The 26,107-nt window shown below is 42.1% G+C and carries 25 protein-coding genes and 2 tRNA genes; 7 read left to right on the forward strand and 20 right to left on the reverse strand.

Annotated features, from left to right (window positions below; all coding sequences use genetic code 11):
- Nucleotides 1-204: 204 nt before the first annotated feature.
- On the forward strand, nucleotides 205-396 hold the full coding sequence (locus AB3Y96_RS12680) for a hypothetical protein (RefSeq protein ID WP_367299350.1): 192 nt from the start codon (nucleotides 205-207) through the stop codon (nucleotides 394-396).
- A gap of 90 nt (nucleotides 397-486) precedes the next feature.
- Here the strand turns inward: AB3Y96_RS12680 and AB3Y96_RS12685 are convergent, their stop codons facing one another.
- Nucleotides 487-741, reverse strand: a complete 255-nt coding sequence (locus AB3Y96_RS12685; protein ID WP_025796933.1) for a hypothetical protein — start codon at nucleotides 739-741, stop codon at nucleotides 487-489.
- Between the two features lie 410 nt (nucleotides 742-1,151).
- On the opposite strand from AB3Y96_RS12685, the gene AB3Y96_RS12690 reads away from it, so the two are divergent.
- Nucleotides 1,152-2,024: a glycerophosphodiester phosphodiesterase family protein gene (locus AB3Y96_RS12690; protein ID WP_072310491.1), complete on the forward strand. Its 873-nt coding sequence runs from the start codon at nucleotides 1,152-1,154 to the stop codon at nucleotides 2,022-2,024.
- A gap of 112 nt (nucleotides 2,025-2,136) precedes the next feature.
- On the opposite strand, the gene AB3Y96_RS12695 is transcribed toward AB3Y96_RS12690, so the two are convergent.
- From AB3Y96_RS12695 to AB3Y96_RS12765, 15 genes are all read right to left on the reverse strand, one after another.
- Nucleotides 2,137-2,212: transfer RNA gene (locus AB3Y96_RS12695), tRNA-Thr, on the reverse strand.
- Between the two features lie 202 nt (nucleotides 2,213-2,414).
- Nucleotides 2,415-3,443 (reverse strand): LuxR C-terminal-related transcriptional regulator, encoded by a 1,029-nt coding sequence (locus tag AB3Y96_RS12700; protein WP_072310492.1) that lies wholly within the window; start codon nucleotides 3,441-3,443, stop codon nucleotides 2,415-2,417.
- Nucleotides 3,440-4,141, reverse strand: coding sequence for an EAL domain-containing protein (locus AB3Y96_RS12705; RefSeq protein ID WP_367300318.1), 702 nt, complete (start codon nucleotides 4,139-4,141; stop codon nucleotides 3,440-3,442). The genes AB3Y96_RS12700 and AB3Y96_RS12705 overlap by 4 nt, the downstream gene beginning before the upstream one ends.
- An 80-nt stretch (nucleotides 4,142-4,221) precedes the next feature.
- The gene (locus tag AB3Y96_RS12710) at nucleotides 4,222-6,051 is read right to left on the reverse strand and encodes a Wzy polymerase domain-containing protein (RefSeq protein ID WP_367299351.1); all 1,830 of its coding nucleotides are present in this window, start codon (nucleotides 6,049-6,051) and stop codon (nucleotides 4,222-4,224) included.
- 98 nt (nucleotides 6,052-6,149) lie between these two features.
- Nucleotides 6,150-6,917 (reverse strand): molecular chaperone, encoded by a 768-nt coding sequence (locus tag AB3Y96_RS12715; protein WP_367299352.1) that lies wholly within the window; start codon nucleotides 6,915-6,917, stop codon nucleotides 6,150-6,152.
- Between the two features lie 90 nt (nucleotides 6,918-7,007).
- Nucleotides 7,008-7,895 carry a hypothetical protein gene (locus AB3Y96_RS12720; RefSeq protein WP_367299353.1) on the reverse strand — a complete coding sequence of 296 codons (888 nt, stop codon included), beginning with the start codon at nucleotides 7,893-7,895 and terminating at the stop codon, nucleotides 7,008-7,010.
- On the reverse strand, nucleotides 7,892-8,518 hold the full coding sequence (locus tag AB3Y96_RS12725; RefSeq protein ID WP_367299354.1) for a fimbrial protein: 627 nt from the start codon (nucleotides 8,516-8,518) through the stop codon (nucleotides 7,892-7,894). The genes AB3Y96_RS12720 and AB3Y96_RS12725 overlap by 4 nt, the downstream gene beginning before the upstream one ends.
- Entirely contained in the window at nucleotides 8,511-9,002 is a 492-nt protein-coding gene (locus tag AB3Y96_RS12730; RefSeq protein ID WP_367299355.1) for a fimbrial protein, read from the reverse strand. The genes AB3Y96_RS12725 and AB3Y96_RS12730 overlap by 8 nt, the downstream gene beginning before the upstream one ends.
- A 21-nt stretch (nucleotides 9,003-9,023) precedes the next feature.
- Nucleotides 9,024-9,560, reverse strand: coding sequence for a fimbrial protein (locus AB3Y96_RS12735; RefSeq protein ID WP_367299356.1), 537 nt, complete (start codon nucleotides 9,558-9,560; stop codon nucleotides 9,024-9,026).
- An 18-nt stretch (nucleotides 9,561-9,578) separates the two neighbouring features.
- Nucleotides 9,579-10,103, reverse strand: a complete 525-nt coding sequence (locus tag AB3Y96_RS12740; protein WP_367299357.1) for a fimbrial protein — start codon at nucleotides 10,101-10,103, stop codon at nucleotides 9,579-9,581.
- A 20-nt stretch (nucleotides 10,104-10,123) separates the two neighbouring features.
- Nucleotides 10,124-10,750: a fimbrial protein gene (locus tag AB3Y96_RS12745; protein ID WP_367299358.1), complete on the reverse strand. Its 627-nt coding sequence runs from the start codon at nucleotides 10,748-10,750 to the stop codon at nucleotides 10,124-10,126.
- A gap of 86 nt (nucleotides 10,751-10,836) precedes the next feature.
- Nucleotides 10,837-11,556 carry a fimbria/pilus periplasmic chaperone gene (locus AB3Y96_RS12750; RefSeq protein WP_072310502.1) on the reverse strand — a complete coding sequence of 240 codons (720 nt, stop codon included), beginning with the start codon at nucleotides 11,554-11,556 and terminating at the stop codon, nucleotides 10,837-10,839.
- 152 nt (nucleotides 11,557-11,708) lie between these two features.
- Nucleotides 11,709-14,243, reverse strand: coding sequence for a fimbria/pilus outer membrane usher protein (locus tag AB3Y96_RS12755; RefSeq protein ID WP_367299359.1), 2,535 nt, complete (start codon nucleotides 14,241-14,243; stop codon nucleotides 11,709-11,711).
- 295 nt (nucleotides 14,244-14,538) lie between these two features.
- Complete coding sequence (locus AB3Y96_RS12760; RefSeq protein ID WP_367299360.1) at nucleotides 14,539-15,081, reverse strand: fimbrial protein; 543 nt, start codon at nucleotides 15,079-15,081, stop codon at nucleotides 14,539-14,541.
- A gap of 81 nt (nucleotides 15,082-15,162) precedes the next feature.
- On the reverse strand, nucleotides 15,163-15,708 hold the full coding sequence (locus tag AB3Y96_RS12765) for a fimbrial protein (protein ID WP_072310504.1): 546 nt from the start codon (nucleotides 15,706-15,708) through the stop codon (nucleotides 15,163-15,165).
- Nucleotides 15,709-16,431: 723 nt separating this feature from the next.
- On the opposite strand from AB3Y96_RS12765, the gene AB3Y96_RS12770 reads away from it, so the two are divergent.
- The 4 genes from AB3Y96_RS12770 (at nucleotide 16,432) to AB3Y96_RS12785 (ending at nucleotide 22,587) form a co-directional block, all read left to right on the forward strand.
- A complete protein-coding gene (locus tag AB3Y96_RS12770; protein ID WP_367299361.1) occupies nucleotides 16,432-17,493 on the forward strand; it encodes a hypothetical protein in 1,062 nt (353 codons plus the stop codon).
- On the forward strand, nucleotides 17,490-19,403 hold the full coding sequence (locus AB3Y96_RS12775; protein WP_367299362.1) for a hypothetical protein: 1,914 nt from the start codon (nucleotides 17,490-17,492) through the stop codon (nucleotides 19,401-19,403). Before AB3Y96_RS12770 ends, AB3Y96_RS12775 begins: the two co-directional genes overlap by 4 nt.
- 99 nt (nucleotides 19,404-19,502) lie before the next feature.
- The gene (locus AB3Y96_RS12780) at nucleotides 19,503-20,747 is read left to right on the forward strand and encodes a hypothetical protein (RefSeq protein WP_367299363.1); all 1,245 of its coding nucleotides are present in this window, start codon (nucleotides 19,503-19,505) and stop codon (nucleotides 20,745-20,747) included.
- 943 nt (nucleotides 20,748-21,690) lie between these two features.
- Nucleotides 21,691-22,587 carry a LysR family transcriptional regulator gene (locus AB3Y96_RS12785; RefSeq protein ID WP_367299364.1) on the forward strand — a complete coding sequence of 299 codons (897 nt, stop codon included), beginning with the start codon at nucleotides 21,691-21,693 and terminating at the stop codon, nucleotides 22,585-22,587.
- Between the two features lie 402 nt (nucleotides 22,588-22,989).
- On the opposite strand, the gene AB3Y96_RS12790 is transcribed toward AB3Y96_RS12785, so the two are convergent.
- Nucleotides 22,990-23,077, reverse strand: a tRNA-Ser gene (locus tag AB3Y96_RS12790).
- A 216-nt stretch (nucleotides 23,078-23,293) separates the two neighbouring features.
- Here AB3Y96_RS12790 and AB3Y96_RS12795 point away from each other — a divergent pair.
- Complete coding sequence (locus AB3Y96_RS12795; RefSeq protein WP_367299365.1) at nucleotides 23,294-23,791, forward strand: DUF523 domain-containing protein; 498 nt, start codon at nucleotides 23,294-23,296, stop codon at nucleotides 23,789-23,791.
- A gap of 29 nt (nucleotides 23,792-23,820) precedes the next feature.
- Here AB3Y96_RS12795 and AB3Y96_RS12800 read toward each other — a convergent pair whose 3' ends face one another.
- The 3 genes from AB3Y96_RS12800 to AB3Y96_RS12810 form a co-directional block, all read right to left on the reverse strand.
- Complete coding sequence (locus AB3Y96_RS12800; RefSeq protein WP_168780282.1) at nucleotides 23,821-24,237, reverse strand: DoxX family protein; 417 nt, start codon at nucleotides 24,235-24,237, stop codon at nucleotides 23,821-23,823.
- 138 nt (nucleotides 24,238-24,375) lie between these two features.
- Entirely contained in the window at nucleotides 24,376-25,050 is a 675-nt protein-coding gene (locus tag AB3Y96_RS12805; RefSeq protein ID WP_072310510.1) for a MarC family NAAT transporter, read from the reverse strand.
- 90 nt (nucleotides 25,051-25,140) lie between these two features.
- Nucleotides 25,141-26,040 (reverse strand): formate/nitrite transporter family protein, encoded by a 900-nt coding sequence (locus AB3Y96_RS12810; RefSeq protein WP_072310511.1) that lies wholly within the window; start codon nucleotides 26,038-26,040, stop codon nucleotides 25,141-25,143.
- Nucleotides 26,041-26,107 lie beyond the last annotated feature (67 nt).

Genomic DNA, 26,107 nt, shown 5'->3' on the forward strand with positions numbered 1-26,107 from the left:
AACGAACCACTCTCTGCAAACAAGTTATCCCTTGGTTAGCCAAAACTTTGGCGCTTCATTTCACCGAACAATTCACGGTTGGTTTACTGAAAAATCATCTAATTTTCATATTGATATAAAACCTGAACAATAAAATAAATTTGTTCAGTTTTAGTTCATCTTTAAACATCCTACGATGGGTTTATCGGCGCTAGGAGGTTAAATATGAAGCAGATTTATAGATACTTAAACGAATTGAAAGCCAGCTACCAGCAAGAACATCCGCCCTATCAATTACCGTGCGGGTTCTACCTCACGCCGGAACAACGGCTGGAGATCTTGAAAGATATCTTGGCACCCTACAGCGAAGAAGAAGAGAAGTTATCAAAACAGAAGTTATCGGAAGAGAATAAATAAGGAAGGAAAGTGCTGTATCGAGAAAATCTAAAACCATAACCAAGCCGCAACGATGGAACGGTGCGGTTTGGCAATTAAGCTCACGCTTGACTACAGACGCTTACGTATTGCATTTTCTGCGCTAAACATCCACAGCTCAGGCTGCCGGTTAGGTGAAAATCGTACTTCATAACGATCTTTCAGCGGTGTTAAACGCCAGCTCATCAGCTTTTGATCGCGTTTCGGTTTCAGGAATCGACGCCAGCCTAATGAACGGGTTGCCTGACGATCGAGCATCCATGCCGCCGTTGGCGATAACGGCAAACGTATAAAGGTATCTTCAACGCTGATATCACAAATACACATACGACTCTTCCATAACGTAATAATTTTTCACTGATGATTTAATACCATCACTTGAACGAATTATCCCGTCAGGCCGCCTATAAGCCAAAGAGATAACCCATGAAATATGATACGGATCACAAATAACGAGAGGTGAAATTAACATCTCCATAACCAACCACTCCCCAGCTCGACGACTCAACGCTAGATAAACCTTTCACTCACATATCGCTCACGGCGAATCATTGAACCGCTGTTGTATAGATTTGCAGAAAATGATGCATTTGAATGCATATAGGTCAATTCATTGATTAACACCGAGTATCATTTAGTGCTTAATAACACATAGAAACTATAACTATTTTAATTATAATTATAATTATAATTATAATTATAATTATAATTATTACTTATAATACAAAAGAGGACCTATGCATAAACAAATGATTAGTGCCGCCCTGCTGTTATGTTCAGCCACACTGGCTCACGCTAGCCCCAGCATTATTGCGCATCGAGGGGGAACGGGTGACGCACCAGAAAATACGATAGTCGCCATTAGCCAATCATTAAAAAACAACGCTGACGCCATTTGGATCACGGTTCAAATGAGTAAAGATGGGGTTATTGTGCTTTACAGACCATCAGACCTCAAAAGTCTGACAAATTTGCAGGGGCCTATTTCATCACATACCGCAGCTCAGTTAAGCAAAGCAGATGCCGGTTATTTCTTTGAACAACCTTCATATCCGTTCCGCCATAAAGGAATTGGAATACCGACGTTAGAACAGGTGTTAAAAAAATGGCCGAGCACATTTTTCTATATTGATATCAAATCTCCAGATGCAGATCCTAACAAGCTGGCTCAAGCCTTAGAGGCTGTTTTACAAAAAACCAATAGCCTAACGCGCACCCGGGTCTATTCCACCGATGAAAAATACATTGATGCACTTCCTAGTGATATTGCTAAGTTTGTCAGTCGAGATAAAACCCGCACGATATTGGCAAACGTCACCATGAGTCACCAGTGCGATATCAATAAAAACGAGACTCAAGAACGCTGGTATGGTCTTGAATTAAAACGCGATGTTGAAGTGATTGAAAAGTATACTCTTGGCGAGGGCCGTTCCAAATCACGCCTAGAGTGGGATGAAGAGGCCATGAGATGTTTTCGTAGTGCTGGAGGTGCTCATATCATTTTCTTCGATATAAACACGCCAGATGACTATCGTAAGTCGATGCAATTAGGTGCTGATGGTGTTTTGGTTAACTCTCCAGCGAACTTCAACAAAATCAAACAAAATTAACCATCGGCAACCGCACTGGCGCTTTGCATTCGACCCAGTGTCAACGGCCTAGCAAGAGGGCTAAGTACAGACGAAAAAAAGCCACCCATTGGGTGGCTTTTTTACAGAATTATGGTGCCGACTACCGGAATCGAACTGGTGACCTACTGATTACAAGTCAGTTGCTCTACCTACTGAGCTAAGTCGGCAAGTCTAGCGGAGCAACACTCCGCTTCCTTGGGGCGCAATATAGTATAACCGCGCAGAAACAATCAAGTATTATCAAAAGATTATTTGCCAAGTGCTCTAAAAAAAGCCAACACGATGAATGCTTAATCAAACATGCCGATTATATCGCCACTTGTGCTAAAAATATTAAGCGGAAACTCCATGAGAACGCAGCGTAGCTATCTAAGAAGTGAAGGGCTGCACGCCCCAACGAACACCTCTCGCCCACACCCGTCGAACGCGGCCTTCCTTTTCTAACAGCGTCAGCCAATATCTCGCAACATATACTGAATCATCGCACTCATCAGCAATGTCTCGAGTCTTAGGCCACTCCATCACTGATAACGGCAGAGCTTCACTCCAGCTTTCCTTTGTATAGGTACTGGGACGACACATTTTCATTAATATATTAAAAACTGTTTCTTTTTTATTTTGGTTGGCTACTTTTATCGGCGCTGATTTCTGCACGGCTCTCTCTTTAACCCTGACGGTATGGGGCCCGCTGTCAATGGATACTTCTTTTTTCCTCACAGGCAACTTCTTTTTACGATAATCCATAATATGCGACTCTTTTTGAGCAATATTGGGCGCCCAATGGTGCATTATATGAATGAGCTCCGCGCTGCTGGCCAAATTAAGCTTATTCATTACCGCTCGTTTATGGGCGCTAACCGTTTTCACATGCATTCCGCGAATATTGGCAATTTGCCCAAGTGAAAAGCCTCGATAGAAATACGTTGCCACACGCTCTTCAACATCCGTTAGCCTAACGGGAAAGCAAGAGAGACACATTTTCTCATCGGTTTCAGCTACATAGTTTTTATTACTTAGGATCGCCCACTGATGCTCAATTTTGTCTCGAATGCTCTCAATCGATTCAGTGCGACGAACAAATACACACCCGCGTAAGCAATGAGGCAAATTTTTAACTTTAGGTTCATTCAAGCCATTACACACCGCAATGAGCAAACTTTTTGCTTTGCGTGATTTCATCTGAGGACGGCAAATTAGCTCTTCACCAGCATTAAAGCTGCTCACGTAAATATCAGATAATTGTAGAGCCAAATCTTTAGGTATTTCATAGTTTCTATTCAGAGTTATACTCTTTTGTTGAGTGAATATATCCTTCAGAAGCTGCCATAAGCCCTCACTAAATACCTGATTATCGTCATCAAAAGCCACCTGCAATTCCATAAGTTCATTATTCATCATGCATTCCCACCTAATCTTAATCCATCGACCTTATTGTTATGACTGCTGAGTTCCGGCCAGAAATACCCTTGAAGAAAATCAGCGCCGGCTTCAATGGCTTGTTCACAGTGCAAAGCCGTTTCAATCCCTTCAATTAACGTGAGGGAGCAAATTTGTTTGCACCGAGCAATAAAACGCTTAAGTTCTGAGGGACGATCGGCCAAATGCCAAAACGTCTCTTTATCAATTTTTATTCCGTCCACCGCCCCGGCTAGATGTTCCATTGATGGCAGTAACGCTTGGGTGACATCATCAATCCAAACCGATACTGATTGATCGCGCAAAGCCGATAAATGGGTATTTAAATGACGTCGTGACCTTTCACTAAGCCGTGGAATAACTTCAGGGTCTTGTAGCTCTACAACGCAGCGATTAAATAAAATATCCGGTGATCCACTTTCCTGAGTGGAATGAAATACATCTAGGTCAAGCATTAGTTTGCTGCATAAATCGACATTTTTAAGTATCTCTACAGGCAAATTACAAAAATAACGGTGAGGTGAATCCGTTTGCAGCCCAACCCACTCCTGTTGAGATTCAAATAACATCATCACGTCTTCCGACGTCGCCTGGCGAAAATAGCTTTCTGCTTGCGAGGGCGACAAAAAACGCGTCAACATCTCATAGCCAAAGACCTCCCCACTTTGCGCATCAATAATGGGCTGTAAACGTCAATTATCGTTCACAAACGAAAAATCCGTGGATTCTATTAAATTACTCATAATCAATTATCCTTAGACTATGGGGAAAAACGTTTATCTTTCGGATAAAGAAAATGAACCTCGGTAGATAAACGCGCCACTTCACTCTGCTCCCCAATAGCAGATAAAATAAGCATTCGGCTTTTATAGACACTTGGGTCAATGCCATACTCTAAATATCTTGATGACCACTCTAAATAATCAAACAATAAATGTGTTTTTTTCGTTGTGTTAAATTTAATCAAGTTATTAACCTGACAATCAAATTCAAGTCGCTCTCTAAACACCCATGGATTCAATAACGCCTGAGCGACTTTATCTATATTGATACGCGCCACCTCTTGCGGAGGCTGTGTGATTTGTACATTTTCGAACATCGTTAAAAGCAGCCCGCTTTGCAGCGCGGTGGTCATAAATAGCGCGGTGAGTCCTGCGATGACACCAACAGCTAATGTACCTAAACGCAGGAGCCACAACGATATCGAATAATCGGCGTGCTCAATTTTATGAAATGAATTTGCTTCCTGAGGGTTAACCTCATTTATTTGTTTTTCATCAGTTCTGCAATAGCTCGCTTGGTCACATAGCGCAAGCAACAACAAAAAAACCATCCAAAGCGCGGCTGAAAGATAAAATGGATATTCGACTAAAGAATGCAATAAGAAAGGAAGCAGTAATAACCACAGCCCCCGACAATGAAAAGAAGCATGAATCCTGTCGCTCAGCACGCTCTGCTGCCATAGCTTCCAGCCTGCAAATGCCAGAATACCGTAGGCTATGAGCATAACGATTCCCCCTTCCGCCCAACCGAACAAAATCTCATTGTGAGGATGGTTAATAACAACCGACTCCAATGATGTAACCCCGGTTCGAATAAGGAAGTGAGCATATTCATAGCTAAAACTGCCTAACCCCCAGCCTTTAAGTGGATGAGTAAAGATCATATTGAGTGTTTCACTGAGCATCTGTACGCGATAGCTCGTCGAGTTTTCATGCAGCAGATCTAAACTCGCCGCCGGAGAGAGCCAAATCACCAGATTAGCCACGGTGACCCCGGTAAATATCCATATTAAAGCGCGTAAATAACGGCGAGAATAAGAACGCCAATACAAGAGTCCAAACCCGCTAACAATGACAATTGCGTTAATAACGCCGATGCGCGATTGTAAAAATATCAGCATAAATGGAACAGCGGTCATAACTACAGGGATATAAACGCGCCATCCCAGCGACAAAATGGCTGACACCTTAGGAAATACCGTCTGGTTATGCAGTTTTTTAGTATCAGTAGGTTCTAGCCATAAAAGGAGAGAAGCACCTAACCCAATATTCAAGCATGTTGCCGCGATATTGCGCTGAGCAAGAACGCCGATAGCTTCCGTACCATAATGAAACCACTCACCTGGCTGAGGCAAAATAATAAATAAATATACAATACCGACTATTGTTTGAATTAACGCAGCGGCAGACAAACCCAATAACACCACACGCTGGTATAAAACACTCAGTTTTATCTGCAGGATTGAAAAATAGAAGACTAGCCCTGCCGCCACACCAAGCCACTGAGTAAAACCGCTCATCAACCAGTGTTCCGGCGTATAAAGCAACGGAATTCCCATTAACAGCGTTGCAGCACATAATGCATAGCTCAGCTGTGATATATATAGGTGAGAACTAGAATAACGAGAAATACATACAACCAGCACTAAAATTGCCATTACCGCCCACGCAATTTGATTACTCGGCAATAGCAATCCACTTCCCCCTTGAGAAGGGAAACGGATATGCATGATCAATGCTAAATACAATAAAATAAAGAATATCAAGATCTGGCGTGCTTTTATTCTGAACATATTTTTACTCTGCATAAGATACTCAGCATATACATAATGTATACACAGGCCACTTAAATCCTCTTTTCATCGTTAGATGCAAAAAAATAAAATCGTGAAATAGCACCATTCTTTTAATTATGTGCATTCTTTTTAGGGGCTATTTTTCCTATATCATGAATATGACAATGCGTGTTTTCGCATAAAAAATTAAGCGACCGCTGCTCACCATAATCGGTAACAATAACTAAAGATATTTTGTTTCCGGTAGTACTTACATTATCGGGAATAAACCCTCTTGATTTTGGTGAATACATCACGGATTCAAATGATATTGGTTTAGCGCTTTGACTCTCTCTGGCCTCAACGATAGTCAAGTAATAAGGAGTAACATTGTTAATTTCATACTTTTTCTTATCTTTATCAAGCGTTATATTTTCTAATCCTGGTAGGATTTCTTGCATTTTATCAACAACGATAGACTCAGGGCGGTAAAAAACTTTAAGTTTACTTTCCACTGCCAACATTACGCTATTGGGTTTGTTCGTTTTAGGTGGGATTTCCCTAAAATAAAAATAAAAAAGGCTCTCCTTGTCGGTTGGTAATCCCACCGGCATTTCAGAAAATTGCAGTCGCACCTTCGTTTCACTGCCCGCCTCAATTCGCTGAATCGGTGGAAGAGATACAAGTGGCATGTTTATTTTTTTCCCAGAGGCATCTTCTATCCATGATTGAGCTAAATAAGGGGATTTATTATTCTGATTTGTAACCCGCAAACTAACCGCTTTATTTCCTTGATTAAATACAATCCGCGTACGATCAAGTGATAATGCAGCCTCAGCTTTATAAGTGAACATAGTTAATAAAAATGCACATAAAAAACAGGGGTAATTGTGACTCATAGCTTCACCTACACAATGACAGATAAAACAGGTTATCTATTTTTACGATGGAAATAATATGCTGCATGTCAAACACGTATGAAACTGTTTTTACGGGTAGCTCACGGATAAGATGCTGGTACCAGAAAAGTCTCCGCCATCCTGAGGAGGAGTGCCGGTTAGCTCCGCTTCTAAAGCCACGATATTACTTACTGCCGTGCCTTCTAAGGTTTCCCCTAATGGTTTTCCATCAGCAGTAAACTTGGCATTCATTCCGTTGTTGAGAGCAATAAAATCCAAGCCTCTCAGTTTAAGAACATATTTCATACCGGCTACTGAACAATCAATCTGTATATTTTCCTTACGCTTCGCGCCCTTAGCATCGGCCAGTTGTAGCGTGCCGAAATCAAACGTTATTAATGGATCATGCAATGCACACCATTGATTAACGGGTGGCAACCCCAGACAACTTACGGCAAAATTAGGCAGTGTAGCACGGGCCCCCTGCCACTCACTCCACAAATGTGATACGCCAGAAGATCCTCGATAAACACTCGGGGCTAAAGCTGCATCAACGCATTCCTGACCATTTACGCCACCAAAATGCTTCACCGTAAACGAACTCACGCCGAAATTTGTTGTGTCTTTTAAAATATTTCGCCACTCCGTTCCCCTTTTCCACTCGCTAACATAGGAAGAAGGGATATCATTCGGGTTTGCGGTAATGGTTCCCGCGCCGTCATTATGGCGATGGGTAACAATAAACACGCATGAGCCAGATTCGCATGCCGTAGGAATTTGATCTAGTGTCGAATTGTCAGGTATTGTTGGATAACCAAAATGAAGCACATAGGTCGCCGAATCGCTACCGGTTATCGTCACATCGGCGCTTTCTATTACTGGCCATTTGTAGCTGACAGCATTCACGCCTAAGTTTGCTAGCCCCAGAAATAGAACAAACACCCTGCTTATTATTTTAATATTTTTCATCTTCTTCACTCGTACTCCAACTGAAACTCGGCGATGGCGGTAAAGTCGCCCTCAACTATTGTTCTGTTCTCAATACGTTTTGGATTACCTTTTAAATACGCTTGAAAGGTTAAAACGTTGTCGCTCTGATCGTGCAAAAAATATGTCATCCCGGTATTAATCGGCATTGCAACGGCGGTGCCATCTTGAGTGGAGGCTAAACCAATTGCGACCCCCTCAGCCTGGCCTTTTATGCGCAGATAGCCGGGGTCCTCAGGATCATCATCTCCGATAAGTGATACTTTTACCTTTGTACCTAATGAGAGATCGCACTCTTTTAGTATGAGATTAAAAGCGATTGGCGCCGTCACCGGGTTATCCGAGTGTATATAGAAAAATGTCTTCTCGCGCTGTCCGAACTCTACGTCTTGTGTTTCACTTTCGGTGGAAACAACACAAGGATCTTCTACCAGTTCTCCGTGGAATACGGCATTCACCGGAGATGCATCAGACTCCGCAGTGCGACGTGTTATTTTATCCATAAATGATAAATCATTGTTCGCCTGAAGGTCTGTTACATTAAATGCCGCTATAGCAATGAATATTGTGCTCAGCATGAATTGTAAAACACGTTGGTATGTCAGATTATTCATAGTACGCAACCATAGTCGCCATGACGGTAAATGGTTTAGCCTCTAACATCTTATTGGGGTCTTCTTTCACGGGTACGGCTTTAATACGAAAAGTCTGTGTTTTATCTATTTCAACCTCAGTATTCAGCGGTAGCTCTTTATTTTGATGTTCATCAAATAGCGCAATATTCAGGTTATCAACATCTGTTTTTATTACATGAGATTGAGTCGCGCTAACGGCCTGACTTCTAATTTTCAAGAACAAGCGCGCATTAATATCTTTGTCACACTGAATTGGAATGTCTAGACTCACCGCATAGCGGATACCGTCAATACGCTTGATCCCCATCCGCTGAAAGTTAAAATCCAACGCAGTTTTATTGTTAATATAACAAGGTACGGAAATGATCTTACCGTGCAGATGAGCTTTGGTGCTATCCGCCCGAGCGCCCCCCGTTAACAAACAATAGAATATCATTAAAAATATTACTTTTACGACCGGCATCAGATTTTCCTTTTCATTCCTTTACTCGTATTTAGCACTCAGCACCAGATCCGTCGAAAAATCCCCAGCATCTAATGTGGCATTATTCGTAGAGTTATTTATTAGTGTTGCTTTCAAAATAAAGCTCATTGAACTGGCCCCAGCAACACCTATATCTTTAATCGGCTGCCCTAAAGGAAGTTCGTTGCCGTTGATACTATTCGTTAACGCAATGCCTAGATTGGGTAAACCGCTATCGACAATGTTGTCGGCGGCACCAGCAAGGTGCGAGCCGTTAATCGTCAGCGAGAGTAACTGAGTAGGTAGCGTCGCTGAGGCATAACAGCTAACATCTACCCGTTGCTCAACCGCGTGATTGATTCCATCAACCTCTTGAGCCACAACGTCCTTAAAGTCAAAATCAAGATCTGCGCTATTGCTAAACGTGCAGGGAATTTCAATCAGCTCGCCAGAAAATGATGCCGTAATAGCATTGACCGATGAGCTAAATATTAAAACAATAAAGCAAATCGCTATTCTCTGGCAGAAATTAAGTTGAGGTCTTAATCTATTCATCATGAGTACACCTCTAATACTTTATGGGAAACTCGTTTCTAGAATGACACTGGCAGAGAACGCCCCGGTCTTAAGCTCCGTGCCTGGCTTATAGTTTATCAATTGGGCAGTTAATGACATTATGGTGCCATCTGTAATTTTGATGGGCGAATTTATATCCACTTCCGTATCATTGTAACTTGCATTAAAAAATGCGACACCTAGCCCTGAATCATTAACAGCTATCGCATTTGTGATAGAAGGAACAGGGTTTTGGCTTGTCACGGTTAAAAATAGCTGTGCCGTTGGTGAATAGTCGCAAACAAATTTTAAATCATGTGCTATTTTCGTTTTATCTGTTCCCACATCACTCACCACAACCTTGCCAAACTCATATTTTATGTCTTTATCATTATTGATATGGCACGGTGGCTGGACAAAAATCTTCCCCTTAACTTCAACAGTAGCGGTGTCTCCCTCGTCGGCATATCCGAAGAGAGGCGCTAATAGCAAATTTAATATCAACATCGTAGAAAATACTTTTGCATATTTTGTATTTCGTTTCACTTGGCCCTCCCTTTGATATATTAATGGTATCCCAGCGTAAAATTCATCAGTACATTGAACTTGCCTTCTTTTAAAGGCATTTCCGTTCGCTCAAGCATTGCGTATAGCACCATATCGGTATTTCCCTGCGACATGATCTGACCGCGACTATGCTCACCGACTCGCAGCTGTTGATGTTTACTATCCTCTAACCGAAGTGCTACGCCTTTCGCCTCACCTTTGACCTGTAATAAATGCAGGCTATTGTCAGCCTCATTACCGTTAATTGTCATAAATGCCACCTGCTGGTCCGGTAGGCTATATAGCGTCTCGTCATGTTCATCGTCTTGCACATGATTTGACACCATGCCACAGTCTTTCAGTTGAATATGAACAGCAATCTCAGGTGCACGGTCGCCTATTCTCTGTAGGCGATATCGCGGAATAGTACCCAAATTCACCGTCTGTTCCGCTGACTCCATACTGAGATAACAAGGCGATTCGGTTAATTCGCCGCTGACGTCAATCTCACCATGCATGCCTTCTACGAACCAACCATCAATCGGTGCAGACTCTTTTGCTTGAACGGGCTGATTATTAAAGCCACATGCTAAAAAACACAGTTGTAATCCCATTCTTAAACCGGAATGATTATGTTGCCATCCCATTGTTATATCCTTGGCTGATACTCATGTTTAATTCTGAAGGACAGCAGCAAGCGTTATTAGCTGTTTTCAGCGGGTCTTTATCGCTTTTATTCTTGATGCGGTTCCGCATGGCAAACATCCCCCTGACACCGATATTTCAGCGTTGGTCGTCCGCCATAATCGTTGATATACGTCATGTAAGGAGAATCATAATGATGCGCCTGAACTTTCACCGTGGATTTTGGTGCAATCATTACCGCTTTGAAATCTTTAACTAACCCTTTCGGCGTGCCGGATAATCCAATAACCGTTACGTAAAACGGCGTCGGATTGTCAACTTGATAACCACTATTTATCTTGGTCAGTACCAATTTATCTTGCCAAACATCGCCAGATTTCGGCGTTATACTGCTCGGCCGATAAAATAATTTAATCTTAGTTTGTAGCGCTACCTGCATAACATTCGGCTTGTCGCTGCGCGGTGGTATCTCTCGTACATTGAAATAAAACGCAGACTCACGATCTTGTGGCAAGGCACTTACACTCGGCAAACTGCTAATGCTGATTTGGCTTTTTGTTGCTGGTTCTACTCGCTGAACCGGCGGCACAGCAATCAGTGGCCCAGTGATACGGTGACCCTCCAGATCCTCCAGCCAAGCCTGCGCTAAATAAGGTAAACGTGGATTGTCGTTACGGATTGTCAAAGCAATCGCTTTTTCGCTTCCATCAAGAATGGCCCGAGTACGATCTAACGCTATCGCGGCGTAACCTGCTTGAACGCTCAGCATTAAAGCCCCGCCCAGTGCTACGCTATACATTATTTTCATGCTTCATTACTCTTTTTGAATTTGTGCAGGCTAGACAACTCGCCTGTTATTTCACCACGAGTACACAGGTACTCACTTGTTCGCATTGATAATTTCACTATTTTTTTCAGACCAGTATTTCTCTATGCCACTGGAGTTCATCTCGTCTGGTACTACTTCACTTCTTCATTCTTACCAACTGCTTGGCACGGCAATAACAGACTAGATAGCGTGTCCAATTTATTGGGCAACGTGACCTGGCACTGTGTCTGGCCATCCCATTTCACGTCTAACGTTTCATTGGCCTGTAAACCGGTCAACCATGCCTGACCGCTATCCGCCACCACCGCTATTTCGCGCCCTTCGCGGCTAAAAACGCTCGCGCCAAACGGTGGATGACGGCCATCTTCCATGGCCAACACCACCATCGCTTTCGCACCTTGAACCACAGAAAACTTGCGATAACCTATCGCTCCGTCGGTTAGTGAAGACTCAACCACGGATTGATTGGCCTCAATATCGTCTGGCATCGTCGTGAGATCTAAGCTGGTTGTATTTCGGTAGAAACTGCCAACATCAGCGATAACACCAAGGCCAAACATATTGGTATGAACGCGGCCGTTATTGACCGGAACACCGGAAACTTTGCCGGTATCAACCATCAAACGCGTTGAGCCATTGCCGCCGCCCGCGTGGAGCGCCGCACCTTTCGCCGTGGCAGTCAGCCCTCCCTGCAGGGAGAGTCCAAGGGAGGTATAGTTATTTTGGCTATAGCTGGCATTCGCCGTCATCTCTGCGGCATCGCCGTGGTGGGTAAAATAGCCACTCCCTTGTGTACTGGTGCCACTCGCGCCCCCCATCGTGTTACCCGCAGAAAGGCGATAATTATTATTGTTGTCTATACGGTCGTAATAACTCGCGGATTGGGTATAGGTTTTATCGTTATACTGTCCGGTATAGCTTACTGAGGCCGTGCCCCACGGGATGCTCATGCTCAGATAGATCACATCATCATTGTTACCTTCGTATTGACTACGGGTCGCCGAAATCATGAGTGATGTGCTTTTCAGTGGGCCTAAATCAAAATACGTACTCGCCGACAGGCTATAGCGATCGTCAGCCGACTGATCCCAATAAGTCTGATGGCTATATGATCCATAGAGACTTAAACGCAAATCATCAAAGCCCTTACTGGCTGTAATGGTGTAAAGCTCTTTATTATTGCCAGTGCTGCCGTCACGATATTTAGCGTCAAGAAATTCCCCCATCGACATAAAGTTACGTTCGGAAAAACGGTACCCAGCAAAAGTAATTTCGCTGTTAGTGCTATCAAAGCGTTTGGAATAACTCACTCGCCAAGATTTACCCTGTTTTTTTACTTGGTTCGGAAGTTGGGCAAAGGATTGCGTAATATCCGCTGATAGTGCGCCTAGGGAATAGAGATCGCGACCAATCCCCAACGCCGCTGAGTTATAATCACCAGCAATAATTGAGCCGCCATATAATGACCAGCCATTAGTCACCCCCCACGAAAACTCGCCGGAGGTAAATAGAGGGCCATCAATATGATGGTCATAGGTTGATGGCCGTCCTGAAGCCAGTTTGTACTGAACTTGGCCAGGACGAGTGAGATATGGAATCGTGGCCGTATCCACTTGGAACGTTTGTACTGAGCCATCTTGCTCTTCAACCTTCACATCGAGCTTACCGCTGACGGCACTGCTTAAATCCTGAATACGAAATGGCCCCGATGGCACCGTCGTTTCATAAAGCACGCGCCCCTGTTGACTCACCGTCACTTTGGCATTGGTCTTAGCAATCCCCGTGACTTCAGGTGCATAACCACGCAGCGAAGGCGGTAACATGCGCTCATCGCTGTTTAGGCTAACGCCGCTATAACGCCATGAATCAAACAAACTGGATGCAAGATAGCTCTCACCCATCGTTAAAACGGCACGCATTTGTGGCAGCGCGCGAAACAGATACACTCGGCTCCAATCTAGGTTTCGCGTCGTTGCTTGCCCTGCGGTACTGCTGTGGTTGTAGCTACCTTGATAATCACCGCGCAGGCGCCATGGCCCCGCATTCGCACCAACGGTGCCGTTTACACTCGCAGTTTGACTCTGCTGCCCATCGTGAGGCTTGGTGTAATTTGAATTGAGATTGTAATCAAACAGAACGCCGGGCTCGCCGTTGTCCCAACGAGATGGAGGCGTCCAATTAGGATCGCTATATTCCAGATAAGCCTGCGGAATATTCAGCTGTAAGGCGCTGGTCCCCAAATCTCCCCGCGCAGAGGCTCCTGACAACATAGACATATCTGCACATTGCAGCTGTGAATTGGATTGCCAATAGGTAATTTTATCCATTACATCAGGCTTTAAACCTAGCTCACGGATCATACTTTCAGGAATACATGGAACACTTGTCTCTGCATTTTCCGGCAGGGACAAATACACCACATCGTACTCATTAAGTGCCTGACTATTTAAGCGTACGTCCATACGATATGTGCCAGGCAAAATGTAGTTTGCCTGAGAAAATCGAGAAAAATCGATGTTGTCTTTATCATTCAAATCTAAAACGTCAGTGTTGAATTCAACAGCGACCACCGTATTGGAATAAAGAGAAACCAATGCGACTGTAATAATGATACTTAGTTTACTGAGCGCAAGTTTAGACTCAGCAAATATTAAATTCGTATTCATTATAACCAATACTCCAGCACAAAATCGCCATCGCAAGCTACATCACAGATGCACTTGAAAACGACTTCCGATCACATCATCAGCAAAATTTATTACGTAAAAAGAGATCGCAAACTAAGGTATTTACAGCTCACTACTTGGGAGAAGCACCAATACAATAAAGCTGCAACACAGGTTCTCAGGCACTGCTTACGTAATATCAAATATGTCTTGAAAATAGATTAATCACTGCATGGCATAAGCTTGCCCACTGACTTTCTCAAGCGTCGATTCAGTCGTAGTTAAAATGCGCCAATTATTCGTACTCAACTTTGAAGCGAATACCTGCGCGATATCCCCCTGACAATAATTTTTCATTATTTTTTTCTAGTGATAGCGTGTAATTCAGTGTCATAGCACCTTGTTTGAGCGGCAACGAGGTTAAAGCTTCGCCAGGAAATATGTTATTCCCTTCACTGTCTTTAATCAGTAAACCAACCCCTTGAGCGTTTCCAATCAGTTTAATAAGATGAGGGACGTCATCGTGTAATCCATCAAATGTCACTCGAACACTGTTAAATGACCAATTTCCAGGTCTAAATACTTCACACCCTTCTAAACTTATATGAAATGGCTTCTCAGGCCCCTGCCCATTACGAGCAATCATACCGATAGGCAAAGCGCCCAAATCAATATGCTGATCGATACTCTCAACCGCGAGTGCACAGGCACTGGCAACTATTGACCCATTCACATTGACTCGCCCGTGCTCGGCAGCATTAGCTGAAAATACAGAAAATGGCATTATCGCTATGGCACATAGCACAAAATTACGCCGCACTATTTTCAACCAAGACATACGCCACCCCCATTCCACAATAAAAAAACGCTGAGAATATAGGGGAAATAAATCCCCTATTCTCATCACTAATCGGAATAATTAGTTATAAGTCATTGTGAAATTAGCAACGCTGGTAAAGCTACCTGGAATAATTACCGCTGAGGAACCACCAGTCTTCTGTAAATAAGCAGTAAAGTTCAGGGTATTATCACCTTTAAGCATATCACCAAGATCGGCTTCATCGCCCAGAACTAAATCTTTACCGCTTTTACCAATGATCCCTAAGCCAGCACCTTTTGCAGTGCCGTTCAGCAGCAGCAAATCGTCTTGACCAGCTACCGCACGAACACCATCAAAAACGATAGCCGCTTTATATGCAGATCCATCAGCTTTTAGTTCGCAAGATTCTAAATGCAATTCAAAAGGAATAAGCGCTGAACGACCTGCTTCCAGCGTGCTCATGGTAATAGCACCCATTTCAACCGTCTGGTTAGTAGAATCATTTTTGATAGTACATGGCGCATCAACAATTTGACCGTTGAAGTTTACTTTACCTTGGCCACCTGGCGTTCCTGTAATTGCTGCGCTTGCAGTTCCTGCCATCATCACCAAAGATACTACTGCCGCTAATTTATTTAGTTTCATTTTAAACCCTAAAGTAAAGTTATATTTAATTGGACACCAACACTGACAAGGAAAACAGCAAATGAACTTCGCATAACAAACATGACAACCCCACTCAATAACCGAGAATCCCAGCAATCTCATAGTAATGAGCAATACGCTTTTATTATCCGCTGCACAGAGAATATAGAGATTATATTCTCTAAATAATGCCACCTTACTGTGTTCCCAAATATATTATCCCTCCCTATTCACCAATAAAACCTATTTCACCGAAAGAGGATGTTTTCGATTTTATATATTGAAAAAAATAAGACATTGGATGATTTACAACACAAAGCACAACAAGCAAGAATGCATTTTGGTTTTTTATTCTAGGAAAATACCATTGCACGACTTAGTTTTCGATTAAACAATTCAATCATAGATGATTATTCCTTTTAAAAACCCACAACAATAATTGTTAGCCAAACCACCAAATTCATAACAATAAATGTTATCAATAGCAGATAAAGCCCATCGCACAGCCAACCTTGTGGCATTAGGAATAATCACATAAGACTTCATTTCTCATAAATATGAAAGAGAAGTGCAGCTCCTCTACTGAGGTAATAGAGATGAAACAGAGAATGCAAAATCAGAGGGGTATCATTTATTGCCATTAAACATCCATTAATTGCGATTTAACCACTAACCCAAAAGGGGTAAGGTATTACCCAACAACTAACCACGAGGTCGTTTTAAATGAACAGATATAAAAATGAATGTTTAACAATGTACCGAAACAAGAATTACTCTATTCACACTGAACTTACTTTATTTCCCTATAAATCAGAAATCATTGTGCAGTCCGGTTTCGAACAGGCCACAGTCGCTACCAGCAATGCAACTATTACTGATGTGAAAGCTTCTATTAATCCAAAAGGACTTAACCTTGCGATGACCTGGATTGAAGCGCATGCTTTTGGCTTCACATCATTGCACTATGCAGAAATTAATGAGCGCTTGGAGGTAGTACGTACGCATGAGGTTGAATCTATTAGCACCAACAATGCGGCTATTTTGCCTTTAAGCTTTATTTGCGAAGAATTCTTATTCATCGCAAAAGTTGAATGTTCCACCGAGCAAGTGACTATCTCTCAGTATCGTTTAAGCGATTTTACGCTGGTATCCTCACCAATGGTGATTACGTCAAAAGTCAGCGATTCCTATCTCAGCTCAAAACGCAATAAAATTGCTAACCTAACAGTCGTTGACGGCGGAGATAATACATTCTATCTACAGTACAAGGTTCAAACTGACTCAATTCATACCCTGCTTCTGACATATCAAGACAAATCGTTGTCACAGCAGCGTCTGTTTGACTTTGCTTATGACAATATTGGGTTCCATGAAACATATCTCGACAAAGAAGAGAAAATGATCTTTGTTACCTATGCCAATACCGAGTCAGGTGACATTTATCTAGCGGCTCAGTCGCTCGATCCTAATGGAAATCATAATCTCGTCGAAAACAACGTTGTTATTAGTCAAACTCAGGGAAGCTACAACCGTCCTTATATTGAAAAATGTAATACAAATTATGCAGTAACATGGGAAGGCACAAACCCGTATGTTATTTATGTAGATAAAAATCTACTTATTTTATCACCTGAGGAGATGCTCGATTTATCTAACCCAGCCAATATCAAAACTGCCTACGATATGAGCACAGATACATTAGTGATGAGTGCTCAAATTGATAACCGTATTTTTGAAGACTACGGCACATCATTTTATTATTCAAAGACCATGACAAAAAAATGATCATTCTTAATAGCGCTACGCTAGAGCCCTGTAAACAAGAGTATGCTGACGGTACCCTATTGCTCACTGCCGAAATAGATTACTTTTTTGGCAGTGGTGAAACGCTAGACATGGTTATCGACACTTACATTATTAACCCCGTTGACGGTGCTGAGTTGCTGGTTGGGAACAGTCATATTGTTAACTCAACCCCTGTAACAAAAGACAGAACTGAAATAACGGTCGCAATTACAGCTGATCAAAACATTGATGTCCTACGAAATATTATTAATGAGTTTGGCAATCGCACATATACCTTGGTTATCAAACCAACGCTGCCAAATTCAACGTGGGATGGCACAAAAATAATCTCAACCGCAGAAGTGCAGTTGATCGGTGTTGATACGTCAATATCAGTAACAGAAGTAACAAGCTCAGCTGACAATTCAGAGACCACTATTAAGGTTGATGCTAAATATTGGAACAACGAGTGTATGTCGCTCAATGCAACATTAAGCACCGATCAAGACGTACATACGCTATCTATGTCTTATGACAGCAACAGTCAGTTATGGAATGGTGTTGCAACCATCATTGTTCCTGCTGGTCATTGCAATCAGGACATTACTATCACGCTCACGGGAGCATATTCCGCTGGGTGTAATCCATTACCATGCACGTCATGGCAATATTCTGAAAATATTAAACAAACAATTAAAGGACCATGTATGACCACTAATTTCCCAGTCGGACTGCACACTTTTGTCGATACATCCAATAGCGAGTCAATCTGCTCAACTATTTTAACCGCTAAGAGCAAACATCTTGTTAGCAGTTATGTTTCTATGCGAACTAAAGACTATAAGTCAACCTATGCAAAAGTGATTACCAAAGATGGGGCGATGCCTCAGCCTGTCTTCATTCCTGATGTTACAGACTATAACCAAATTGACGCGGACCTGGCCCCAGTCGCAGGCACCGATGATTTTGTCTCCGTTTGGGCCAGCAGTGCAACATCTGCCACCCAAAAGTATCAAATTTGCATGCGTCGCTTTACCGTTGGTGCTGAAGGTAACATCATTCCTAAAGGATCTTCACAGATTATTAGCCAAAGTAATGGCGATTACATGGCTCCGCGTATTGTTTACAATAAACCATTAGATCTCTTTTTCGTCACTTGGGCTGCGGTATTAGATAAAGAGATCAAGATGGGCTTTTTTGACTGGGATGATGCTGCTAGCCAATTCACCCAGAAAGGTTATCTGAGCACGCTTGAAGCACCAGTCAGTGATAACTTCTTTAGCCCAACATTCAACCTGAACGAAGCCATCAATACGAACGCCTGTTTGGTTAATGCGGCAGACAAAATCGTTGGTGCTTTTACGGTAGATGGGACTAATCTTGCTTTCTTCGAATTTGGCTTTGCAAATAATCAGGTATCACAAAACGCCATGCCTGAGTATCAGGCAAGCAGCATCAGCAAATTCCATATTGCCTTTGACGATCAGACCACCACGATTAAGATGGTCTTTACCACTAGTGATAAAGGTGACATCTATGGTGATACCGTTCAGTATTTCCCAACGCGTATGCGCAGTGATTATCCAGTTCAACCGCGTGCCGCTATTAAAATTAACCAATCAACGTTCCTAGGTCGTCGCCCATACATTAAACGTACGCCACATTTATCCGATCAAAATGACCGCCAATATGTCATTGCCTGGGAATGCGATCAATCCTCCGTGCATACCATCAAAGTATCTAAAAACTTTATCCCAATGGGTGCAGAAGGCGTATTGAATAACGGAGACAAAAATAGCGATAACGTACGTATCGTTATTACTGATAACCAGACTTGCTACATGTTTAATGCTTTAGCTCTTGACGGTGAAACGTTGTCATCCCAAGCCATTCTGCTTGCAGTAGAATAATTTTTTAATATTAACGTTAAACGTTAGCTTTACCGCTAACAATAAAGTGAATAGCAGGCAGCGATAGCGCTGCCTGTTACTTAATGAAATAGGCCAGATATGAAAAGCCATTTTTTTAATGGGTATTATTGCCTTGTTGATACTATCAACGAAGATACACTTTATTCTGCCATTAATACCGACAAGTCCAACCATCTTGTTATTGCATACACTAGCGGAAAGAGTTCAGCGGATATCACCGTGTTTGGTAAAGTGGTTACCAACACGGGTGTGATGCCGCAACCATTTCGTATTTCAAATAATAGTGAGCATGCACAATCAAATGCGCACCTAACCCGTATTTCACAAAATGATAGCTTTGTTGCCGTATGGGATGAAGCCACTGACGAAAATGAGAAAAGCATTTTTATTCGCTATTTTAGCCTCGATGCTAATGGTGCATTACATTCTCAGCAAGCCCCTCAGAAAATCAGCGATAACGCTGGCATAAACGTTGCCCCGCGAGTTATCTATAACACTGCAAGTGGGCTCTTTTTCGTCACCTGGTTTTCAATACTTAATCAATCGATTCAGATGCAGTATCTCAGCTTTGATGAAGCAGCCGATACTTTTAAAGATGCATCCTACATTACCGAACTAGAGGGCACCGTCGACGCCGCATTTTTCGCCGATGATCTCAATTTACATACGTCAGCAAGACTCAATCTGTGTTTAACTCAGGCCGAAAATAGCGATATTATCGCTGTCAATATCGACGATCATTCCGTGGGTTTCTTCGAGTGCTACTGCTCAAACAACAAAATCATTCAAACAAATCTTCTTGAGTACCAAACGACAGCAATCAAAAAATTTGCCACCGCCTATGACTCTTTTAACAAAAAACTCAAGATAGTCTATACCCTCGAATACACAGATGGCGGCGAAACCGAAGTTTCATACAGTGATGTGTATGGAGATAGCATTACTTATTTCCCTAGTAAGAAAATGATGCCGAAAGTTGGAACCGATCGGTTAGAGCTAAATTTATCGAATCATAAAACGAGTTTTCCCGCTATACAGCCCTTCACCTGCACAACGGATATCTCTGACATAAGATTTATTATCGCGTGGAAAACAGATGCTGATGGCATTTGCTTCAATGAGTTTAACTCTGACTTTATCCCTTTAACGGTAGAATCGAACATCAACTCAGCGGGCGTCAATGCTAGCGCACCGTCTATTGCGGTAACAGACAATCAGAAAGGGGTTATTTTTGGAGCAGCCGGCACTGAATCTAATGCTCTCTATCAGTCTGGCGTTTTGATGGCGATTGAAACATTGTCTGCAAACTCTATAAGTAAGTAGTGTTCGAATCTTAGAATACATTGGCTCGATAATCGGGCCACCTTCATAAAGTCCTGTCCCATCAATATTGGTTTTCTGCACTCCCCTCATATAGCTCAAACCATATTATTTATAGATAAAAACCATCATTTTTTCTAATAATGCAATATTTTTCATAAGTCACATTAATACCGCAACGTAATATTACTAAGACCTGTACGAGCAGGTAACTATAAATAGTATTGATTCTTTAATTTTATATAACCCTGTATATACAGGGTTATTAGAACGCCGGCGGCATAACATTCAAGAAACATAATCCGATCGATTTTTTTTATTGAAGTTTGTATTGAGAATGTTAAATTAATCAACCTCAAGCAGGCTATAACCAGCAGCATATGGGCACAAAATCATATATATTCATGCAGTTATATATTTTCAATGGCGTAAAACCTGAACCACACATTACACATACCAGTAACTCTTAGAGAAAATAATTCAATCAACACGCTTCATTATTGAGTAAAAATCATAACTATTGCCTGTGCTCTGATAAACGGCCTCCCACAACCAAAATAAAAGTGATTCATTTCAGTTGGTTACATTAATTTATCATTTCATTACGCGCCTGCATATCGTTGCTATGTTAATAAGCCTTACTATTTTGGCAATATTTAATTTTATTCTGTAATTTGCATAATCAATAAATTAACACTACAGAAAGAATTAAATCCAATTAATACGAAATAAAATTTCGGCAATTAAAACAATGTAATTATTTCTTTACATGATTTAAAAATATCAAAACTAAAAACGAAGCATGGTTATTTCAAATTAGTTGCAAATATAATTTTACTAGGTATTATTAACCTAAGTTATTAACTGCGAGGCTTTCAAAATAAAATACTCATCTGTATTAATTTAGGTAGGCAATTTAACTATTTATCGGATGGTTTATATACATATGTTTGTTCTGTCAAAAAACCTCAACTTATTCATGATTACCGCACAAGAACTTTCCTTTAAAAAAGCAGCAAAACGGCTATTTATCACACCGTCTCCGCTTGGGAAATCAATAAACAACCTTGAGGAACAATTGGGGTATGAGCTATTCACTAGAAGCAACGATGGTTTAAAATTAACTAGCAAGGGAAACTGTTTATATACAGAACTCCTCCCAAAATATGAGGAGCTAGTTAAATTAGAAAATGAGATCGTTCGTGGCCGCGGTTTGACACAAAACCCAATCATTAAAATTGGTGTTAATAATTATTACTTTTGGGGGCTTTGTTCAGCTTTAGATAATTTGCTAACGCAATATAATTACAACATCCAGATTATCAATATAGATACAGATATTCCTTACAACTTGCATAATGAAAATATTGATTTTTATATCCACAACGGAGACGCTTTAGAGTCCTATGCAAATATTGAATCAACGCAGCTCCAAGGTGATAGGCTGATGCTGATGACGGGGAAAGACCTACTTCTCAAGTACCAAAACAACGTAGAAGCCGTCCTTTCTAATGCAACGTGGGCACAGCTAAGACACACCCCTAGCTCTCCCTACTTTAAAAACATGCATCAATATAGAAATGACAGGCGTATAAACTCATCTCTGATTTCAACTTCAGAAATAACTCAAACTATCGAACTCGTGAAAAAGAACCTTGCGATAAGTTTTGTTTCAAAAACGATAGAAAAATCGCCATTTATCGAGAGAGATCATAACGTCGAATTTATTGATGTAGAAGGGCTTAGTTTTTACATTCCTAGGGAAATTTTCTATCTATCAGCCAAAAAAGAAAAATTATCGATGCTAATAAATATAATATCCAAAGCTATAAATAATATTTAGTATAAAAATAGCCGTACTAATAAACGTCTAAAGAACATTAAAAATTTATTGTCTATATTTTCTGATACTGTCCAACACCATTTATAATATATAATATTGAGTGTAAAACACTCATTGTGTTTCCGGTACATAACTCATTCCATAACCGTCATCCCAACTAAAGCACTAAAATCGCGCTTTAGCCGCTGCTATTCTCACCTCCAAGTCATCGCCGTCAGATACCAATATTTTTCAACGATAAAGGCGCCAGCGCCACACGAAGCCCTACTCACTCGGTCTCACGTTTGATCGCTAATTTCGCCAAGCGACAACAAAGGACAGAACGTGCAGACTCGCCATAGGATTTGTGGTCATGCTGAAAAGCAAAAACCCCAAGCTCATTACAAGCTTGGGGTTCTAATTTGGCGGAAGGATAGAGATTCGAACTCTAGGAGCTATTACACTCGACGGTTTTCAAGACCGCTGCCTTAAACCACTCAGCCATCCTTCCAATGGGGGCAGATATTAGCGACCTTCCCGGTGGCTGTCCAGCGTTAAAATGTTTTTTTTGCTCAAGTGAGCAATATTCATCCCATGCGGATCATTTTCAGCCAGAAAATGCTATTTATTAATCAGTTAAGCATCTATTCCCAATGTTTTTCATGCGATAATGCGAGGTATATAGCAAATAAATCTCTTCGCAAGGCGACCATTTTTAGGCTTTTTTATGGCACCCCACACCAAAATATTAGTTAGTAGCTGCTTAATGGGCTTTCCGGTTCGCTATAACGCGAGCGCCAAGCCGTTTATGCCTCCTGCATTGTTACGCTGGCAGCAAGAAGGACGGCTTGTACTTTGCTGTCCTGAAGTGAGTGCGGGTTTCCCAACTCCACGCTTAAGCGCAGAAATACGTATTGCGCCGCTGGGCGAGCGTACGGTGGTTGAATCCAATAGTCATGACGTGACGTCAGGTTATTTGGCGGGGGCTCATATTGCCCTACAGCTAGCCCTTCAGCACCAATGTCGATTTGCATTGCTCACGGATGGCAGCCCATCATGCGGTAGCTCACAAATTTACGATGGAAGTTTCAGCGGGAAGCGCATCGCTGGAATGGGGTTAACAACTTCACTACTCAGAGAAAACGGTATAACCGTTTTTGGCGAATCTGAATTCTCCGCGCTTGAAGAGGCAATTCATTTCTCGGATATGCAAACGGCCTTCTAAGAGGCCGTTTAGTCGATAAATAAATAGGGTTACAGCTTTTTACTCAAACGATAATCAAGTGAATAGCGTCCTGCACCTGTCACTAACAAGAGTAAAAGCCCCCCGATAATGCTGATGTTTTTATAAAAGTTGATTTCGTTAAGCACCATATCCATCCCACTCAGTCTCCAGAATGGATGTCCAATAATTGAGGTTCCCAAAACATAAAGTGCAAAAATTGCAGCGATAGGCCGGGTCCAGAGCCCAAGAATAATCGCTAAACCAAAGAAAAACTCAATAACGACGGCAATAATGGCAGAGATATAAGGTAACGGTGCGCCATAGCCCTGCATCGCAGAAACGGCTAGCTCAAAATGAGCTAATTTCCACCAGCCAAAAATAATAAATAGCAGCATCAGTAGTATTCGGGAAAGAAGAATAAGAGAATCTTTCATACCGTCGCTCATTTTTAACTCCTTTGGTATAAAAAGAAGACAACCTTTCTATCTTCATTTTAGAACACAATGGAGAATTATCGAGCGGTGAATGAGATAGGCCACATCGTGCAGCATAGACGTGGCCAAAGAGAGGGATAGTCAGTGTCGTTAGATCATCACGTGAAATGTCTTCACGATCTCTAAAATGCCATTAATGATAAACTGAACACCCATGCAGACTAATAAAAATCCCATCAAACGGGAAATAGCGTCAATACCGCCCTTCCCCACTAGCTTCATAATGGCACCCGAGCTCCGCAAACACCCCCATAAAATAACGCTGACGGATAAAAACACCAGTACGGGTGCAACCAATAATACCCACTCGGGGAAATCAGCACCGTGCTTAATGGTGGACGCCGAGCTAATAATCATCGCGATAGTTCCTGGCCCCGCGGTGCTTGGCATCGCTAGCGGTACAAAAGCAATATTGGCCGTTGGGTGCTTGACCAACTCTTTGGTTTTGCTTTCAACCTCAGGTCGATCTTCCATTTTCTGCTGTGGAAATAGCATTCGAAAACCAATAAAGGCCACGATTAATCCACCGGCGATGCGTAGCCCTGGGATCGAGATACCGAAGGTGTTCATGACTAATTGGCCCGCGTAGAAAGCGACCATCATGATAGCGAACACATAGACTGAAGCCATCAGCGACTGGCGATTTCGCTCCTCGCGATTCATATTTCCGGCTAGGCCAAGAAACAATGCAACCGTTGTTAATGGGTTTGCCAACGGCAACAAAACCACCAGTCCTAGTCCAATTGCTTTAAATAATTCAATCATTAGTCATGCTATCCTTGGTATGTTTTTTGATACTCGGTGAGTCAACATTTCGAGTATATGAAATCAACACCACTCCCGCTATACCGATTATCAGCCCCTATTTTTATTCTTCGACTTATCCAACTCATTACGTATCTGCGCATGGCTGATTAACGCGAAAATGAAGGTACCTCCGATAATATTTCCAGCCAGCGTAGGTAAAGCAAATGGGTATAAAAATGCCTGCCAATTAAGATGACCTGAAAATACGAGATACAGAACTTCAACGGAGCCAACAACGATATGCGTTAAATCACCTATCGCAACGAGATACGTCATGATAATAATCACCCAAATTTTGGCGGCTCCGGCTGATGGAAACATCCAGACCATCGAGGCGATAATCCAACCAGAAATAACGGCGTTAGCAAACATCTCGGTGGGCGAGTTACTCATCACCTGCTGGCTGATTGTTACAAATGCCTCACGCGTTTCCACATCAAATACCGGCAAATACCAAAAAATAAACGCGACAAGGCCTGTGCCGATTAAATTGCCGAATAGAACTAATCCCCACAGCCGCATCAGCAAAACAAAATTAGTTTTATTGGGTTTAGTCATAACGGGAAGTACTGCTGTTAGCGTATTCTCGGTAAACAACTGTTGTCGCGCCATAATGACGATTATAAACCCGAAGGTATAACCAAAGTTCTCTAACAAAAAGGCGCCGGGAACACCATCCAGTTTGACATGAAAAATCCCCTTCGCCATCAACGATGCACCCATCGAAAGTCCTGCGGCGAGCGCCGACCACAAAAGCGCCCAAATATCACGCTCCAGCTCCTTCGTTCCTTCTTGGCGAATAATTTCGTGCACCGCAGCCGCGCGCGACGGTAGCTGCTCTTCATCGGTATTAATCGATTTCCCTTGCTTTTCTTCTTCGTTATCGACCTTTAAATCATCTGAGGGTTTCTCATCGACAATCTCTTCTGGTTTTGGCTCATCATTCATTCTGCACTCCTTCTGATTGTTAGATTAAGCGTAGACGCTCATCCGAAGATGCAGTACCTCTGATTTT

The organism is Hafnia alvei, assembly GCF_964063325.1.
GTDB classification, from domain to species: Bacteria; Pseudomonadota; Gammaproteobacteria; order Enterobacterales; family Enterobacteriaceae; genus Hafnia; species Hafnia alvei_B.

Excerpts from the sequence above, each read along its gene's own strand:
- AB3Y96_RS12795 (WP_367299365.1), top strand. The coding sequence starts at position 23,294 with ATGGCACCCCACACCAAAATATTAGTTAGTAGCTGCTTAATGGGCTTT.
- AB3Y96_RS12725 (WP_367299354.1), bottom strand. The coding sequence starts at position 8,518 with ATGAATAATCTGACATACCAACGTGTTTTACAATTCATGCTGAGCACA.
- AB3Y96_RS12785 (WP_367299364.1), top strand. The coding sequence starts at position 21,691 with ATGTTTGTTCTGTCAAAAAACCTCAACTTATTCATGATTACCGCACAA.
- AB3Y96_RS12715 (WP_367299352.1), bottom strand. The coding sequence starts at position 6,917 with ATGAGTCACAATTACCCCTGTTTTTTATGTGCATTTTTATTAACTATG.
- AB3Y96_RS12745 (WP_367299358.1), bottom strand. The coding sequence starts at position 10,750 with ATGGGATGGCAACATAATCATTCCGGTTTAAGAATGGGATTACAACTG.
- AB3Y96_RS12765 (WP_072310504.1), bottom strand. The coding sequence starts at position 15,708 with ATGAAACTAAATAAATTAGCGGCAGTAGTATCTTTGGTGATGATGGCA.
- AB3Y96_RS12735 (WP_367299356.1), bottom strand. The coding sequence starts at position 9,560 with ATGATGAATAGATTAAGACCTCAACTTAATTTCTGCCAGAGAATAGCG.
- AB3Y96_RS12770 (WP_367299361.1), top strand. The coding sequence starts at position 16,432 with ATGAACAGATATAAAAATGAATGTTTAACAATGTACCGAAACAAGAAT.
- AB3Y96_RS12680 (WP_367299350.1), top strand. The coding sequence starts at position 205 with ATGAAGCAGATTTATAGATACTTAAACGAATTGAAAGCCAGCTACCAG.
- AB3Y96_RS12685 (WP_025796933.1), bottom strand. The coding sequence starts at position 741 with ATGTGTATTTGTGATATCAGCGTTGAAGATACCTTTATACGTTTGCCG.
- AB3Y96_RS12775 (WP_367299362.1), top strand. The coding sequence starts at position 17,490 with ATGATCATTCTTAATAGCGCTACGCTAGAGCCCTGTAAACAAGAGTAT.
- AB3Y96_RS12760 (WP_367299360.1), bottom strand. The coding sequence starts at position 15,081 with ATGTCTTGGTTGAAAATAGTGCGGCGTAATTTTGTGCTATGTGCCATA.
- AB3Y96_RS12750 (WP_072310502.1), bottom strand. The coding sequence starts at position 11,556 with ATGAAAATAATGTATAGCGTAGCACTGGGCGGGGCTTTAATGCTGAGC.
- AB3Y96_RS12730 (WP_367299355.1), bottom strand. The coding sequence starts at position 9,002 with ATGCCGGTCGTAAAAGTAATATTTTTAATGATATTCTATTGTTTGTTA.
- AB3Y96_RS12800 (WP_168780282.1), bottom strand. The coding sequence starts at position 24,237 with ATGAGCGACGGTATGAAAGATTCTCTTATTCTTCTTTCCCGAATACTA.
- AB3Y96_RS12810 (WP_072310511.1), bottom strand. The coding sequence starts at position 26,040 with ATGAATGATGAGCCAAAACCAGAAGAGATTGTCGATGAGAAACCCTCA.
- AB3Y96_RS12710 (WP_367299351.1), bottom strand. The coding sequence starts at position 6,051 with ATGCAGAGTAAAAATATGTTCAGAATAAAAGCACGCCAGATCTTGATA.
- AB3Y96_RS12805 (WP_072310510.1), bottom strand. The coding sequence starts at position 25,050 with ATGATTGAATTATTTAAAGCAATTGGACTAGGACTGGTGGTTTTGTTG.
- AB3Y96_RS12755 (WP_367299359.1), bottom strand. The coding sequence starts at position 14,243 with ATGAATACGAATTTAATATTTGCTGAGTCTAAACTTGCGCTCAGTAAA.
- AB3Y96_RS12780 (WP_367299363.1), top strand. The coding sequence starts at position 19,503 with ATGAAAAGCCATTTTTTTAATGGGTATTATTGCCTTGTTGATACTATC.
- AB3Y96_RS12690 (WP_072310491.1), top strand. The coding sequence starts at position 1,152 with ATGCATAAACAAATGATTAGTGCCGCCCTGCTGTTATGTTCAGCCACA.
- AB3Y96_RS12700 (WP_072310492.1), bottom strand. The coding sequence starts at position 3,443 with ATGATGAATAATGAACTTATGGAATTGCAGGTGGCTTTTGATGACGAT.